Raw genomic sequence first — 15,359 nt, forward strand, 5'->3', positions numbered from 1 at the left:
TGGCCTCTACATTCCTATGCAAATATGTATTCTTCCAGAAGCTTATGACAATGATTTGACAGCACCCAATACGGTTTGCACGTGGTTCTTCACCCGTACGTTGCGCCATTCAGCTGCAATTCTACCTTCTTCATCAATAAGAAAGGTAGAGCGGACAATGCCCATGTATTCGCGACCATAGAGCTTCTTTAGCGCCCAGACGCCGTATCTCCCGGCCACATGATGCTCAGGATCGGATAATAGCAGGAATGGAAGCTCGTGCTTGGCTATGAATTTGTCGTGAGCTTTCAAATCATCCGGACTTATTCCCATAACTTCGGCGCCGTATTCAGCAAACTTCCCATTGAAATCCCGAAAGTCACAAGACTCCGTCGTGCAAGTCGGTGTGTTGTCCTTCGGGTAAAAGTAAATGACCAGCTTCTTGCCTCTATAATCGTGAAGGGAAACTTCTTTCCCATTGGATGCTGCAAGGGTGAAGTCAGGGGCTGCGGGTCTTGCTGATTGCGTCATGTTCAGTACTCCTTCTCTGCGGAAAATGCATAGTACCATTATGCGGCATTGGACTTCTTGCTGCAAATAGCGAGTGATTGGCTTCCGCGGAGCCCCTCTTCCCTCCTACCATTTCATCTATGAAAAAATGGCCGGTCGGTCAGGAATCAACCTGATCAACCAGCCATTTTCAATTATACAGACCTTCGTTATTACTGCTTTGAGATTACATTATAGAGCACTTGCGCGCTTTCTGCGCGTGTCGTTTGGTCCTGTGGCGCGAACAGGTTGCCGTCGCGACCTTGCAGAAGACCAAGCGATACTGCGATCGTTACGTCATCAGCCGCCCATGCGCTGATTGAGGAAGCGTCGTTAAAGGCGGAGTGCTGGTTCGCGGAGCTGCTTGCCGCTTTACCATACTTCGCTTGATAAGCGCGAACGATCATCGCTGTCATCTGCTCACGCGTGATTTGTTCGTTCGGCGAGAAGGTATTGTCGGAGGTGCCGTTAACAATTCCGTTCTCGGCAGCCGCTGCCACTGCATCAGCAAACCAGTCGCTGCTGTTTACATCCGTAAACGCGGCTGTCTTGGCTGCATGAAGGTCGAAGGCACGAACGATCATCGCTGCGAATTGGGCGCGTGTCACAGATTGACTTGGCGCAAAGTCCGTGTCGCTGACTCCATCAATGATATGCTTCGCACTTAGCACGCTAACGGCTTTGAAGCCCAGTGGTTAGCCGGTACATCGGCATATGTCTTATGGTACTCTAATGCGGCATAACGGCTGAAATGCGTCACATCTGCAGCCAATTCACCATTGCTCCAAGCTCCTCCGATATACTCAAGCTGCCCGGAGTCGCTGATGTAATAAACGCCTGTCATTTGCGCATCAGCATCGGCATTAACATGGAATGTCAATGTCACTGGTTTAGAGAATTTGGACAGGGTCATGGTCTTGCCGTCTTTCGTAACCACAGAAAGTGTAAAGTCATACACATCGCCTGCAAAGCTGATATCCGTCTGCTTAGGCAGTACTGCACTCTTCTTCGCTTCTTGCTTTGCCGTATCATCCAGCTTGTTGACGCTCAAGGAGATTTCCGCTCCATCCTGCTCCTCAGATGTGAGCAGATCGGAAGCTGCTTTCAATACATCGGATGGCAGCGTAACGGAGACGGTCTCGCCTTTCACCTCAACGGCACTCGTGCCGGCTGCTGAGCTTGCTTGAATCGGCAGACGCAGTTCCTTCATGCCTGCGCCCAAAGAAACAGTAGCGCGTCCTTTATCATTCGGCTTCATTTGATCGAGTGTAACGGATTGCTTATTGCTGTCCGTAGTCGAAGAAGAACCTGATGAGCCTGAACCATTATGCTTCTTGCCGCCCGACTCTCCAGTACGCGTTACGTTAATCGTCAGCGACTTGGTGGCCTGGCTGGCACGGCCTTTATCTTCATAGAATGGAAGCGCCAATGTTTCCGCCGTAGGTTCGATATGAAGGACAAACTGATTCTCACCAAAGTTAAGCGGAATATTGTTCACTTCTACATTACCGTGTGCGTCCATGCTTTCTGCAGCAATCGGTTGATTGTTGATCGTAAAGGCTACGCCAAACGGCACAACGGCTTTCAAATTCATGCTGCTTTCGTCTGTGGTGTAGCTAATGTCCGAGCCGTAAGAGGTACGCGGCAAGGATATCATCATCGGCATATCGACCCAACGAAGCACGTAATCATCGACGACCATTTGATTATCTCCTTGATTGGAAATGGTCAGCATCATGTTCGTGTTCGTGGAGCTGTACGCCCAGTTACCCGGATCCACGGTGTCGTTAGCAAGTCGCTGGTGGCTAGTGAACGCCTCTTTATCCCAATCGCCCCGCGTGTATTTGTACTGAATCGCTTTGCCTGCCATCATTTTAAAGCTGTACTCAACCACACTGCGGTCCGTAGCTCCGCTAGGTACTTTAAGCGCTGTGGAGCTTGCACTCCAACCGTTAAAATCACCTGCGATAAAGATTCCATCGGTAGTCGGCGTATAATCCGGCAGATGCAGTCTCAGCTTCACGTCAACCATAACGAGCTTAGGTGTGACTTGCTTTTCAGCAGAGCTTGCACGGTTATATGCTTGATCAAAAGCAACGACTTTGTACGTGTATGCCGTATCATTGCTTACGGTGTAATCCACATACTCACGATCGGTCTTTGCTAATGTTGTGACTAAATGATAATCGTTCGTTCCGTCTTTCCGATAAACTTCAATACCTGATACATCGGTATCATCCAGGGACCATCTTAAATGAGCCAGGTTGGATTCCACCTGAATGTCATTCAGCACGGGTGCCGCTGGAGGTGTCATATCATGAGAATCGGCATAAACCTGTAAGGTTACGGTAGGAGACGATACATAGGTCTCGCCATTGTCGGAAGAAACTTTGGCTTGATACAAGTACGTGCCTGCATAGGTTGGTTCAAATTGCGACCAATAGATTTTGGAGCCTGTGCCAGCGTCATCCGATTTGTAACGCAGCTTGGTTTCGGAAGCCTGATCAATGGTGCTCGTGCTAGGGTAGTAGAACAGCTTCGTGATGAGTCCCGGAGCTTCTACACCTGCATAAGCGGCATTATCGGTCAAGCCTGGAACATTCACGCTTACCTTAATTTCAGAAGTCAGTCTGCCTACACCCACATCCATATACGTAGCTTCCTGAACGGTTTGTACGGACGTAATCACGAACGCCGGTGTAGCCGCAGCCATATCACATGGCGTGCTTTCGTTAGCTCCTAATCGTGCAGTTACGGTGTAGTAATACTTCGTTCCATTTTGTACGTTGACATCTGTCCAGCTAGTACCGGTTACATCACCAACCAATTGAAGGTCCCCGCCTTCGATCGCTGCGCGATAAACGTGGTAGCTATCTGCTCCTGTTACAGTGTCCCAGCTTACAGATACATTGCCGTTATTTCCTTGCGCATGTAAATTCGTCACTTGCGCTACTGAGGAAAGAGAAGTGTCGGAAAGCATCATCATACCGGAAAGCGCAGGAATGGTAAGAGAAACTTTACCGCTTGTTACCGTGCCAGTTGCCACTCCACCCAGTTGATCGGTGAGATTCAGACCGTCAGGAAGGAAGCCTGCAACATCAGCTTGAACCGTCTGTGCATTAGCCCCGCGGTTTACTGCAACCAGCGCACCTTTCGTATCGCTTTTGCGTGCATAAACAACCACATCGCCATTTGCGTAAGCTACTTTCAAATCGCCTGTACGGAATACGTCGTTGTTATTGCGAAGCTCAGCAGCTTTCTGATAAGTACCGAACAGCTCGGCATATCGACCAGCTCCGCTAAAGGTACCATTCCCATTATCAGCAATCCGCTCCCAAGGGAAGGTACGTCTGGAATCCGGATCCTTCGTACCAGTCAGACCCACTTCATCGCCATAATACACCGTTGGTGCTCCAGGATAGCCAAGCTGCATAATGGCAGTTAGCGCCTGCTGCTTCAGTGCTTTATCCGTAGCATCCGGGGCAATGGCCTTGTGCTCTTCTTCCCAATCCGTGTGATCATATTTGGTAATGGAACGCGTAGTGTCATGTGAATCCACCAGGTTCAGCATGGCTTGCCATGCTTCTTTTGGATAATCCTCACGAATGGATTCGAGTGCCTGATTCATCGTTGCAGCATCGCCGCTGCTGATAAAGCCCTGTACCGCATTACGGAAACGATAGTTCATAACCGAGTCGAATTGATCTCCGAGCAAGTACGGCGTTGCCACGCCCCACTCCTCACCAAGAATAACCGGTTCTTCGATCGGATTACCGTTCGCGTCCGTACGTCCTGTAGCTGATTTCACCGCCTTGCGGAACTGCTGCCAGGTGCCGTGGGAGACATCAGGAGCAACGTCCAAGCGCCAGCCGCTGGAGCCCATCCAGAGCCATCTCTGCGAATTGGTTTCCTGCATCTTTTGCTCAGCCTGCGGATCGGTCAGTCCATTGAGATCGTGTCCGATTACCGCTTCTCTGTAACCAATATTGTTCCACTCATGCTGTCCCGGAATGGAGTCTGTATCAGCCGGATAATAGTCCGTTGCGGATAGTTGAGGCTCTTTCGCGTCCATGGCAGGAAGCGAATCATAGCCCCACCATGCATCGTAAGCGTAGTGCAGTCCGTCATCGTCATGATTTTTAACTTTATTAGAAGTTACCGTAAACCAGCTGATATACCTGAAATCATCTGGGTACTTGTAGTTTACACCGGTAAGGGGATTCATTTGGCTTTCAAAATCTGCACGTACCGCTGTTTCTGCATCGGATTGTGTAATATTTTGCGCCTTCATCATATCGAAGACTTTTGCCCAATACTCATACGCACCAATCTCCGGATATTTGCTGTAACGGTCAAAATAAATGGAATCATCACCAACATGGTTAAACACGCCGTCGTTCAAAATATGCATCCCCAGATCGCGGGCTTCCTTCGCGAACAACTGATAAACGCGGTCCGACTTGGCTCGGGTTTCCGTGTAATTCAGTCCGGAAGTCGGATCGCCAGGCGTATTGTACACCGGTTCGCCGAACATCGGGTCTAGATGACCATAGTCGGTAGCATCATATTTGTGGTTAGACGCCGCCCATGAGACCGGGTTCAGGTAAATCGTCGTGATACCGAGAGATTTCAGATAGGAAAGCTTCTGTTGAACCCCTTGAATATCCCCTCCGTAGAACTCATTCGTCCACGCTCCGTCCGACTTCGCATTTGGGAAGTACGGCTTGTTCTCCGGTGTGATTCGATCCGGATTCTCAGGCACATCAGACCACTGACCCCATACTTGATCTGCAGCAGGATCATTAGGAACCCCGCCGTCAAAATATTGAAGCTTCTGCCCGCCCTTGCTTGTCGCATCGCCGTTCGGAATCACACCGCGATAGCCGTCCAGCAGCTTGGCACGGTTATTGGATTTATCCCCATCAAAGAAGCGGTCAGGAAAAATTTGATACACGACTGCATTTTTCATCCAATCCGGTGTCTGGAAGCTAGAATCGTAAACTGTCAGATCGAAAGGTACAGCGCCTTCGTTGGTTACACTTCCTGTTCCGCCTCTAGAGCTGTCATCGCCATATTCCACTTTGGTACTGCCGTCAATCAAAATAAACTTGTAACCCCAAACGCCGATTTTGGAAAAAGCAGTTTTCGGCAGAATGGTTTCGAAGTAATCCAACTGATTCGTTGAAGTCACTCGATTCATCGTAAAATTGCTGGAAATGCCGTCCGGACTAGTCAGTTCGACTTTGGCCAGCTGCACATCGCCTTGCTGCGCAGCAATTCGAAGCGTCAAATCCTCTTGACCTTGCTTAATAGCACCGAAAGGTTTCTTGTATGTGATAGACCTGCTGTCAAACTTAATACTGCTTTGATTAATGAGTCCGTCAAACGCGGAATCTTTGGCTACATAGTCATGAGTAAGCGCTCTCGGAGAGGCGCTGTAATCAATGCTGAACGTAACATCAGCCGGATCGAGCACGTTAACTACCAGATTCTGATCATCGGAAGTATTATTGGGATCCCCGTAGCTCTCACTATCAGTCCAATTAGACCCGAATATAACCTTTGCTTTATATTTACCTATCGGTAGCGAGCACTGCAGCTTATACACCGTACCATCGAAGTTATAATCTACAAAATACTGATTGGAGCTATCCGGCGACCAGACGGGCTCGCCAAAGACGCTTTGAATATCTCCTACAAGCCGAGGCCATTTATCAGCGCTTAGCGCCGGAATATACTGGCTCAGCCCGTGTACGCCAGGCACACTAATTCTTGCCTGATTGGTTTTTTCGTTCAAGTAAAAGTTAACTTTGCTTGTCTCAGCGAGATCGAGTCCGTAATTTCCTCCAGAATCACTAAACCCCTCCCAGGTCCCTGATTTTACCATTTTGAATTCATGGTGCCCAGCAGGCAAAACTGTAGAGTACTCATAAAAACCTGTACCTAAATAAGCCATCCTGGTATCAGCAGAATTATTACTCCAACCTTGGAAGCTCCCTACTACAACCCAGTTCGTTCCACCAGGCTGGCTCGTCAGCGGATCCGCTACCGGACCATCGGCCGCATATGCAGCTAATGGGCGTAGACCGGCAAGAAGCTGAACCACCAACAGTAAAGCGGTAACAAGAGACCAGACACGTCGATGCTGCTTGCTTTTACTTTTTGTCATTCCCAAATGTCCCCTCCTAAAATAACTTGCAGCTAGCTCCATACTATTTAGAGAAAGCGTTTGCATATGCCTGTTAAAAAGAATAAACATGTTTTCCCTGAACCACCGGGTTCAGGGAAAACAGTTACTCGATGAGCATTATTTTTTCACAATGTCTTGTACGGCTTTATCCAATTTTTCAAGCAATTGATCTTTGTTGATTTTGCCGCCTTGGTACTCTTGCATGGCTGCACCGAAGCCTTGAGTTGTACCGTCTGCGAAACGGTCCCAATGCCAGCCAAGTGCTGTTGCCGCTTGAGCTTGTGTTGCTGCTGCGATTTGACCGATTTGCTCTGGTGTTGCTGGAATGTTCTTCTCAGCAGGCATGAACTTGAACTCTTGAGTCAGGTACTTCTTACCCGTCTCGGAAGCAACCATCCAGTTCAGGAACTTCTTCGCTTCATCCGGATGAGCGGACTTACTGTTCACGATCCAGTTGTTAGGTACGCCGATGTATACTTTACCTTCTTTATCGTTGATTGGCAGTGGAAGTACGCCAAGGTTCAGCTTCGCATTCACTTTGTCGATATCGCCTTGTACCCAGTTCCCTTGCTGCATCATAGCTGCTTTACCAGCTGCGAAATCAGCAACTTGAGTAGCATAATCAGTAGTCAGCATGTTTTTCTGAGCGTTTTTGAAGATTAAATCTACAACGTTCGCCCAATCTTCGAACTGTTTGTTGCCTTTGATCGTTGTTTTGCCGGCTTTCAGGTCTTCAATGAATTGCGCAGGGTTATCTTGGTTGGCGAAAGCAACGTTCACCAAGTGGATACCGAGTGACCACCATTCATTTGTTGTCTCAAATGGAGTGATTCCTGCAGCTTGCAGTTTTTTCACAGCATCTGTCAATTGGGAAAGCGTTTTAGGAGTTTCTGTGATACCAGCTTTAGCGAACAAATCTTTATTGTAAATCAGTCCGTAACCTTCTGTGTTCATTGGCATACCGTACAGTTTGCCATCCACTGTCGTAGGAAGCTTAGCAGAATCAATCAGGTCTTTGGCCCAAGGCTCGTTGCTAAGATCAACAGCGCGGTCCATGTAAGGCTTAAGCGCAGCATATCCTCCGTTGTTGTAGATTTCCGGCTCGGAGCCAGAAGCAAACTCAGCTTTTAACAAAGCGCCGTAGTCTTCTCCACCGCCGTGAGTCTCGATATCAACATGGACGCCCGTTTCTTTTTCATACTCTTGCGCCATTTTGTTAAGTGCATCTGCGATTTCTACTTTAAATTGGAACACTTTAATGGAAACGTCTTTTTTCTTAGCCGGTTCTGTAGCTGCTGCTTTCTCAGCTGCCGCTGTTGGTGCAGGAGCAGTGCTTTGAGTGGCCGTATTGTTTGTGCTGCTTCCGCAGCCTGCCGCAAATACAGCTAGAGATGAAGCCAAAGCAATCGTTGTGAAGCTTTTTTCATTTGTAAGAACCTCCCAATATTTATAATTGAAATATGTATAACTAGGTTCAGGGTATGAACCTGGGATACCGGTGCTTAAGTCTACTCATTAACCTTTGATGGAGCCTGCTGTGATGCCTTCCACGATGTACTTTTGCAAGAACAGGAAGAATACGATAATCGGCGTTACGCCAATGGCAAGACCCGCAAGCGCCATATCCCACTGTTTGGTGTATTGACCGAAAAACTTGGTGATCGCCAGTGGAATCGTAAGAAGCTCTTTGTTACTACCGATAACGAGTACAGGCAGCAGATAGTCATTCCAAATCCACAAGCAATTCAGCATGGTGACGGTAACCATGATCGGGCGAAGCAGCGGGAACACGATTCTGAAAAATACCCCGAATGGCGTGCAGCCGTCCACGACTGCCGCTTCCTCAATTTCCATCGGTACTGTCTTGATAAAGCCATGAAAGAGGAATACCGACAGCGCCAAGCCAAAGCCTAAGTAACAAGAGACGATACCGAATAAATTTCCCCGGAGCTCCAAAATACTGGTCACTCGAACCAACTGAAGCATGACGGATTGAAATGGGATGATCATCGATGCGATAAAGACATTGAACAAAATTTTGTTATATATCGTAGGTCTGCGAACCAAGCGGTACGCTGTCATTGAGCTGATCAGCACAATGCCTATGACACTGATAACCGTAATTTGAAAGGAGTTAAACAAAATTTTCGGAAAATTGATGATGTCCCAAACCTTCGAGTAATTGCCCCAGTGAAAGATAGCCGGCAGCGAAGCAGCATCCGTTAAAATCTCTCCGAGCGTTTTTACCGAGTTCACCAAAACAAAGTAGAAAGGAGCCAGAAACATCAATCCCAGAATGATGGAAATAATTTCAAAGATGAACAACTTCCCTGTGTACTTTTCAAGAGCGCGCTCCATTATGCTTCTACCTCCTTGCGCTTGGTGATCCACACTTGTGTGATCGTAATGAGGGATACGCAGAAGAAGAACAGCATCGCCTTGGCCGTACCAAGTCCGTATCGATTGTTATTTAAAGCTTCAGCGTAGATGTTGTATGCAAGCGATTGCGTAGATGTCCCAGGACCGCCCTTTGTCAAGGATAGGTTGAGATCGAAGGTCTTGAATGCGTTTGAGATTGTCAAGAATAAGCAGATCGTGATCGCAGGCATGATCAGTGGAATCATCACGCTCTTGAGCAAATCCCAGTAACCGGCTCCATCGATGCGCGCTGCTTCAAGTAAATCCTTGGGCAAGCCCGCTAACGCTGCGATATAGATGACCATCATGTAACCGGCGGTTTGCCAAACGAATACAATGACGATCCCCCAGAATGCTGTCGTATCCGTTCCCAGCCAAGGAAGCTGAAAGAATGGAATGTTCGTTAATTCCCCTACGGTGTTGAAGCCCTTGGTGAAAATAAACTGCCAGATAAAGCCGAGCAGAATGCCTCCAATTACATTGGGCATGAAGAACACCGTACGAAGCGCTTTTCTTGTCTTAAGCGGCTGCACCAGCAGAACCGCTAACAGGAACGCCAACACGTTCACAGTAATGACCGTAACGACCGCGAAACGGATCGTAAACCACAGTGACGCCCAGAGTTTATCGTCGGTCATAATCTTCTGAATGTTGGACAATCCCGTCCAATTGGCTTTATCTAAATCCAATCCGTTCCAATCCGTGAACGAGTAGTAAAAGCCTAGTAAAAACGGCACCAGGACGATGACAAAAAAGAACAGCTGCCCGGGTCCGGTAAACACAATCTGCTGCAGCCATTCGCTGCCCTTCCTTCTGCTATGCATGTTGCTCCTCCATTCTCCGATGTTTCAGTTCAGTTGTCAGTTGTAAACCCGCTAATCTCGCATAGTGCAAACGTTTGTATTGTGAGTCAAATAAAAATTTAGGACCTTCGCGCAAACGTTTGAATAGCACTTCAAAAAAATCCTACTCACTCTTCCGTTTTGTCTGCGCTTACATTTCCTAAATAACCGTTTGTTCACAACCTATGAACGAGGTGTTTATCAACTTGGATATCTCTATTGTACGCTTTGGCCCATATCTTACCACCGTCAATATTGATATGTTAGGTGTATTTTATTGCACTATATCAATCACAAGTCAACAAAGAACACGCATGTGTTGATAGCCTAAATAGTTACATGCGTATTCCCTTTATACCCTATGAGTCTATGAACAGCTATTCAACGTCTAGACCGACCAATGTCCTGGTCGAACTAAGGAAGAAGGCACTTTGGTTGCAGCGCTCCCCCTAGCCGCATTCAACTGCGCTTGGGTGAGGAAAAAACTATCTGTGAGGTCGGCTCCGCTAAGGTCAGCATCCCTAAAGTCAGCTCCGATCAGATCCGCCGATCTCAAATCCGCTCCCCGCAGGTCAGCTGCAATTAGATAGGCGCCTCTCAAGTTCTCACAGCGAAGATCCGCCTTTTGGAGCTTGGCACCGATTAGATCGGCACCTCGGCTGTATGTTTGGTTCTTCTTCGGGGCCCCTGCATGCTTACGCCATGCATCCGCGCGAACAAGCTCGCTCGTTTTTAGAAGCAGCTCGTTGACCCTTGCTCGCTGTGCAGGCACATCCAGAGCCTTCAGCTTCTCAGGACTGAGCTGTGTGAGCTGCCGAGTCTCTTCGAATGCGGCCTGCAGATCAGCATGTATGCTCTGTGCCGCTTTCAAGCTAAGCGCCTCTTTCAAATACCAAAGCAGCTCATGCAGCTGCTTCATAATGGGGTACACCTCGAACATCAGCTTTGCCAATTCCGGTGACTGCCGCCAATCCCTTCCTTCGAAGGTTGATTGGGAAACCCTCTGACCCGCGCCGAGGCAGTCATATACGGTACAACCGCGAAAGCCCAACTTCCGAAGATTGCTGTGTACACCACAGCGATAATCCGCCTTCAGATTCGGGCATGGCATCCCGGCATCTTTATCCATCGCGAAATCAGCGGAAGCCGCAAAGGGCAGTGCTACGCAGCATAACCCAAAGCAGTTTTCGCAATCTGCTTGAAACTCCTTGTCCATTATTTTAACACTCTCACCCATGGCTTCTATATGCTCCTCCATTGCTTGTTCGATAATTTTATTATAGCATCGCATTGAGAGGTCCACACTCCACTTCATTTGTGTCAGCAACAAAAACAGCGGCAGTAAGGGAGCTGTGTTGATCTCCGATACTGCCGCTTTATTGTGATCATCGTCGGTACCTTAGGAGCCTGCTCCTCTATAACGTTTCACACCGGAAATTCCATATATTGATGCCAATTATGCTAAACACGATCCCTACCACCGGCGTGAGCAGCGCAAACCCTTTCCAATTCATCGGATCCAGGAAGTAAGCTGCCGGGTAGAAGCCGACAAAGGCAAACGGCAAGATCCACGTTAAAATACCGCGGAGAAGCTTATTATAGATGGTCGCCGGATAACGCCCGTAGTTCTGAATATTCCAGATCAAAGGCATGATTCCCGTAGGAGCATCCGAGAAAAAGGATAGAGCCGTCAGCGATATGTAGATGCCCGCATAGATCAATACGGAACCGACTGTCAGTAGAATAAATACCAGTGGATCATACCAGTGAAATGGCAGTCCCAACTCCCCCCACGCATATATCATGACCACCGCTCCAGCCAACGCGCTGAATAGGGAAGCAGGATCCAGATTCTCCAGCATTAGCTGCCATAAATTGTAGGCGGGCCGGGTTAGCACACGGTCCATTTCCCCCTTAACTATGTACCGATCTCCGAAGTTCCATAAATTGAAGAAGCTCGTAAAAATGCCATAAGGGATCATGAAATACCCGTAAATGAACAGCACCTGGTCCTTATCCCATCCTCCCATGGAGGCTGTCTGCTTAAAGATCACAATAAGAAAGATCAGGTTAAGCCCGTTAAACATTAAGTCCGACAAGACTTCAATCCAGAAATCGGACCGGTACGTGAGACGAGTCTTCATGTAGTTTTTAAAATAGTCGAGGATCATGGATAGATAGAACATACCTTAACCCCCTTGCACGAACAGTCTAGTTCTTGATTTGTACCAAATAAAGAGGATGGGAATGATAAGGAGAGCGAACCACATGACCTGTATGCCGATCTGATGGTAAACCTCCGCGCCCGTAAACTTACCCGTAAAGACAGCACTAGGCAAATAGGTAATGGCTTGGAAAGGCAGCCACCCTAGAATTGCAGCAGCCCAGCCTGGAAACAAGCTGATCGGCAGCAACAGACCGGAAAACAAATCCACAGCTACGCGCTTCATCCTCATTAAGCCCTCATTATTCTCTAAGAAAAACGCACACAGCCCCGTGATGATATTGAGCTGAGTATTGATTAAAAAGCTAAGGAACAACATCAGTAAATAAAGGCCCCAACGTCCAGGCTCAGTCGGCAATTCAATTGGAAGCAGCAGCCACACAAAGATCATCCCCGGAACGGTAAACAGCAGGAGACGAAACACGCCTTCACCCAAACCCTGCATCATTTTGACAATCACATAATTGTAGGGTCGTATAAATTGAATAGCAACACTGCCATCGCGAATTTCACCGGCAATCTCCCGATCCAGGTTATTGAAATAGAAGGCTCTGCCCATCCAGGAAATAGCGACATAAGTTGTCATTTGGCCAATTGTCAGACCGCCAATCGTTGCGTGCCCGCTATATATGGCCTTATAGATGAAATAGTTAGAGCCGATATTCAAGGCGTAAATCAGGATGCCGCTGTAATAATTCACACGATAGGCGAGCATCATCAGAAAACGCATGCGTATGATTTCCATATAAGCGCTAAACATGAGCCGCGGCTCCTTCTGCTTGCAGCTCCGCTAAATCGCGCTTCGCTTCGGCCGACCCGGATTTGTAGATCTCACGGACAATATCATCGGTGTTCGTTTCGAGAATTTTGATGTCTTCAATTTGAAGCACGCCGACTACGCGCGCAAGCACCTCTGAGACGTTAGCCCGTTCATGAGGAATAAACACCTTGGCGGACAGCTCATTCTCTACCTGCCAAGCGACGTCCAGGCCTTGGGTCAGCTCTTGCAGACGCGCGAGCGTAACCGAATCGGCGAATTGCAGCACTACTTCTTTGCCCTTGCCCCATCTAGCCTTCAGCTCATCCAGACCGCCATCGTAAATGATCCTGCCGTCATCAAGCATGATGACCCTCGAGCATAGCGCTTCAATATCTTGAAGATCATGCGTGGTAAGCAAAATCGTCGTCTCATAACGCTGGTTCAACGACTTTAAGAATTCGCGAATCTCTGTTTTTACCACGATATCTAAACCAATGGTAGGTTCATCCAAAAACAAAATGGCCGGGTTATGAATGAGTGATGCGGCCAATTCACAACGCATGCGCTGTCCTAGACTAAGCTTTCGCACGGGGCGGGAGAGCAGTTCAGAAAGCTGAAGTCGTTCTACCAATTCATCTAGACGTTTCTTATAATCCGCCTCTGATACACGGTATACCTTTCTAAGCAGCTGAAATGATTCCACGACGCCGATATCCCACCAGAGCTGGCTGCGTTGGCCGAATACGACCCCGATACCGGAAACAAACTTTTCCCTTTCCTTAAAAGGCACAAAGCCGTTGACCTTAATCTCTCCCGAAGTCGGAACAAGGATGCCGGTCAGCATCTTGATCGTTGTGGATTTACCTGCACCGTTTTCGCCGATATATCCGCAAATTTCGCCCTTGGGGATCTGAAAGCTAATATCCTTGACGGCTGCCACATGCTTGTATTCCCTTTTGAACAGATCCTGAAATGCACCCTTTAATCCGCCCCGGCTCTGCTGAACTGTAAATTCTTTACGAAGCTGATGAACATCAATCGCTAACATGGCCAACCTCCTGTCTGTGTAGACTCGGCAACAAAATATGCCAATATTCGCCTAAACTTGCTATCCAAGTTTCTTACCTACTATAATATTGAACAGGAACTTTTCCCCTGTACACCATCATCCATGATACATGAATTCTGTAAATAAAAAAAGTACAGATTAAATTTTCAGTGAAAGGAGCTAACATCTTTTGAAAATTGTGAAGCGAACGCTGCTCCTGATCGGTCTGCTGCTCATGGTAGCTGCTGGTTATTATTCTTATTCTATCTATAACTTTGCCAATAATATTTCAAATAAGTCAGACGATCCTCAAGGCGGCGGCGGTCCCATATCCGCAACTTCATTTAAGAACCAAGACAACAAGTATTCGCCCCCGAAGTGGGAAGGCAGTCAACGAGTCAACATCCTTCTTCTTGGAGGCGACTCACGCGGACTGAAGAACAATGAACTGCCAAGGTCGGATAGCATGATGCTTGCTTCGATCGACCCAGTTACGAAAAAAGCGTACTTATTCTCGATCCTCCGTGATACCTATGTGAAAATCCCCGGAAGCGGCGATGACCGAATCAATACCGCTATCACAACAGGGGGACCGAATCTGGCCATGAAGACGGTCAGCGACCTGCTCGGCATTCCGGTTCAATACTACGTGTACACCGACTTCAAAGGATTCATCGCTCTGATTGACGCAGTCGGCGGCATCGATATCGACGTGGAAAAGGATATGAAGTATACGGATTCCGAAGACGATCACATCTATGATATTAATCTGAAAAAGGGCATGCAGCATCTCGACGGCGACACGGCTCTGCAATATGTGCGATTCCGGCATGATGCCCTTTCCGATTTCACACGCACCGAGCGTCAACGTAAATTTTTGGTTGCTGTAGCACAAAAGCTGCAATCTACGTCTTCCTTAATTAAGCTGCCGCGAATACTGAATTCCATCGATCCTTATATTGATACGAATTTAAGCGTGACGGATATGCTTAAGCTCAGCGCACTCGGTTTTGAGGCCAAGGCAGACGGCGTTGTCACTTCCCAGCTGCCTCCTTCGGACCTGCTGGTTGAGAAAACCGTACGTGGCGCAGCCGTCCTAACAGCGGATAAAAACAGGCTGCAAACTTATGTCAAAGACTTGTTTGCCGGAACAGCGGACGCGGATACGGGCCCGACCAAACCATCGCCTTCTCCAACTTCCAAAACAACGGCAAAAACAACGAAAAAGTAACACATCTGAACCGCCTCTACCTGGACGATGCCCGTCGGCTTCCAACAGGTAGAGGTTTTTTGCGGGGAATTGCCGCACCTGAAGATTACATACAGCTTCATAGATGAATAGACAAAGG

The 15,359-nt window shown here is 48.0% G+C and carries 10 protein-coding genes and 1 pseudogene; 1 reads left to right on the forward strand and 10 read right to left on the reverse strand.

Annotated elements, in window-relative coordinates; genetic code table 11:
• Positions 1–42 precede the first annotated feature (42 nt).
• The 10 genes and pseudogenes from bcp to L0M14_RS24790 form a co-directional block, all read right to left on the reverse strand.
• Positions 43–510 (reverse strand): thioredoxin-dependent thiol peroxidase, encoded by a 468-nt coding sequence (gene bcp, locus L0M14_RS24745; protein WP_235119105.1) that lies wholly within the window; start codon positions 508–510, stop codon positions 43–45.
• Between the two features lie 191 nt (positions 511–701).
• A complete protein-coding gene (locus L0M14_RS24750) occupies positions 702–1,199 on the reverse strand; it encodes an S-layer homology domain-containing protein (RefSeq protein ID WP_235119106.1) in 498 nt (165 codons plus the stop codon).
• Entirely contained in the window at positions 1,193–6,697 is a 5,505-nt protein-coding gene (locus L0M14_RS24755) for an alpha-amylase family glycosyl hydrolase (protein WP_235119107.1), read from the reverse strand. The genes L0M14_RS24750 and L0M14_RS24755 overlap by 7 nt, the downstream gene beginning before the upstream one ends.
• Before the next feature lie 138 nt (positions 6,698–6,835).
• Positions 6,836–8,119: an ABC transporter substrate-binding protein gene (locus L0M14_RS24760; RefSeq protein ID WP_235119108.1), complete on the reverse strand. Its 1,284-nt coding sequence runs from the start codon at positions 8,117–8,119 to the stop codon at positions 6,836–6,838.
• 114 nt (positions 8,120–8,233) lie between these two features.
• Complete coding sequence (locus tag L0M14_RS24765) at positions 8,234–9,076, reverse strand: carbohydrate ABC transporter permease (protein ID WP_235119109.1); 843 nt, start codon at positions 9,074–9,076, stop codon at positions 8,234–8,236.
• A complete protein-coding gene (locus L0M14_RS24770; RefSeq protein WP_235119110.1) occupies positions 9,076–9,960 on the reverse strand; it encodes a carbohydrate ABC transporter permease in 885 nt (294 codons plus the stop codon). The genes L0M14_RS24765 and L0M14_RS24770 overlap by 1 nt, the downstream gene beginning before the upstream one ends.
• Before the next feature lie 406 nt (positions 9,961–10,366).
• A complete protein-coding gene (locus tag L0M14_RS24775; RefSeq protein ID WP_405031128.1) occupies positions 10,367–11,236 on the reverse strand; it encodes a pentapeptide repeat-containing protein in 870 nt (289 codons plus the stop codon).
• Positions 11,237–11,377: 141 nt separating this feature from the next.
• A pseudogene (locus L0M14_RS24780) lies at positions 11,378–12,164 on the reverse strand (ABC transporter permease).
• 3 nt (positions 12,165–12,167) lie between these two features.
• Positions 12,168–12,962, reverse strand: coding sequence for an ABC transporter permease (locus tag L0M14_RS24785; protein ID WP_235119112.1), 795 nt, complete (start codon positions 12,960–12,962; stop codon positions 12,168–12,170).
• On the reverse strand, positions 12,955–14,010 hold the full coding sequence (locus L0M14_RS24790) for an ABC transporter ATP-binding protein (protein WP_235119113.1): 1,056 nt from the start codon (positions 14,008–14,010) through the stop codon (positions 12,955–12,957). The genes L0M14_RS24785 and L0M14_RS24790 overlap by 8 nt, the downstream gene beginning before the upstream one ends.
• Positions 14,011–14,245: 235 nt before the next feature.
• On the opposite strand from L0M14_RS24790, the gene L0M14_RS24795 reads away from it, so the two are divergent.
• On the forward strand, positions 14,246–15,241 hold the full coding sequence (locus L0M14_RS24795; RefSeq protein ID WP_235123025.1) for an LCP family protein: 996 nt from the start codon (positions 14,246–14,248) through the stop codon (positions 15,239–15,241).
• Positions 15,242–15,359: the final 118 nt, after the last annotated feature.

Origin of the sequence: Paenibacillus hexagrammi (assembly GCF_021513275.1) — a bacterium.
Classification (GTDB): Bacteria; Bacillota; Bacilli; order Paenibacillales; family NBRC-103111; genus Paenibacillus_E; species Paenibacillus_E hexagrammi.

What these genes read in the sequence shown, in the direction of transcription:
- bcp (WP_235119105.1), bottom strand. Translation starts at nt 510, where the DNA reads ATGACGCAATCAGCAAGACCCGCAGCCCCTGACTTCACCCTTGCAGCA.
- L0M14_RS24755 (WP_235119107.1), bottom strand. Translation starts at nt 6,697, where the DNA reads ATGACAAAAAGTAAAAGCAAGCAGCATCGACGTGTCTGGTCTCTTGTT.
- L0M14_RS24765 (WP_235119109.1), bottom strand. Translation starts at nt 9,076, where the DNA reads ATGGAGCGCGCTCTTGAAAAGTACACAGGGAAGTTGTTCATCTTTGAA.
- L0M14_RS24770 (WP_235119110.1), bottom strand. Translation starts at nt 9,960, where the DNA reads ATGCATAGCAGAAGGAAGGGCAGCGAATGGCTGCAGCAGATTGTGTTT.
- L0M14_RS24775 (WP_405031128.1), bottom strand. Translation starts at nt 11,236, where the DNA reads ATGGAGGAGCATATAGAAGCCATGGGTGAGAGTGTTAAAATAATGGAC.
- L0M14_RS24785 (WP_235119112.1), bottom strand. Translation starts at nt 12,962, where the DNA reads ATGTTTAGCGCTTATATGGAAATCATACGCATGCGTTTTCTGATGATG.
- L0M14_RS24790 (WP_235119113.1), bottom strand. Translation starts at nt 14,010, where the DNA reads ATGTTAGCGATTGATGTTCATCAGCTTCGTAAAGAATTTACAGTTCAG.
- L0M14_RS24795 (WP_235123025.1), top strand. Translation starts at nt 14,246, where the DNA reads ATGGTAGCTGCTGGTTATTATTCTTATTCTATCTATAACTTTGCCAAT.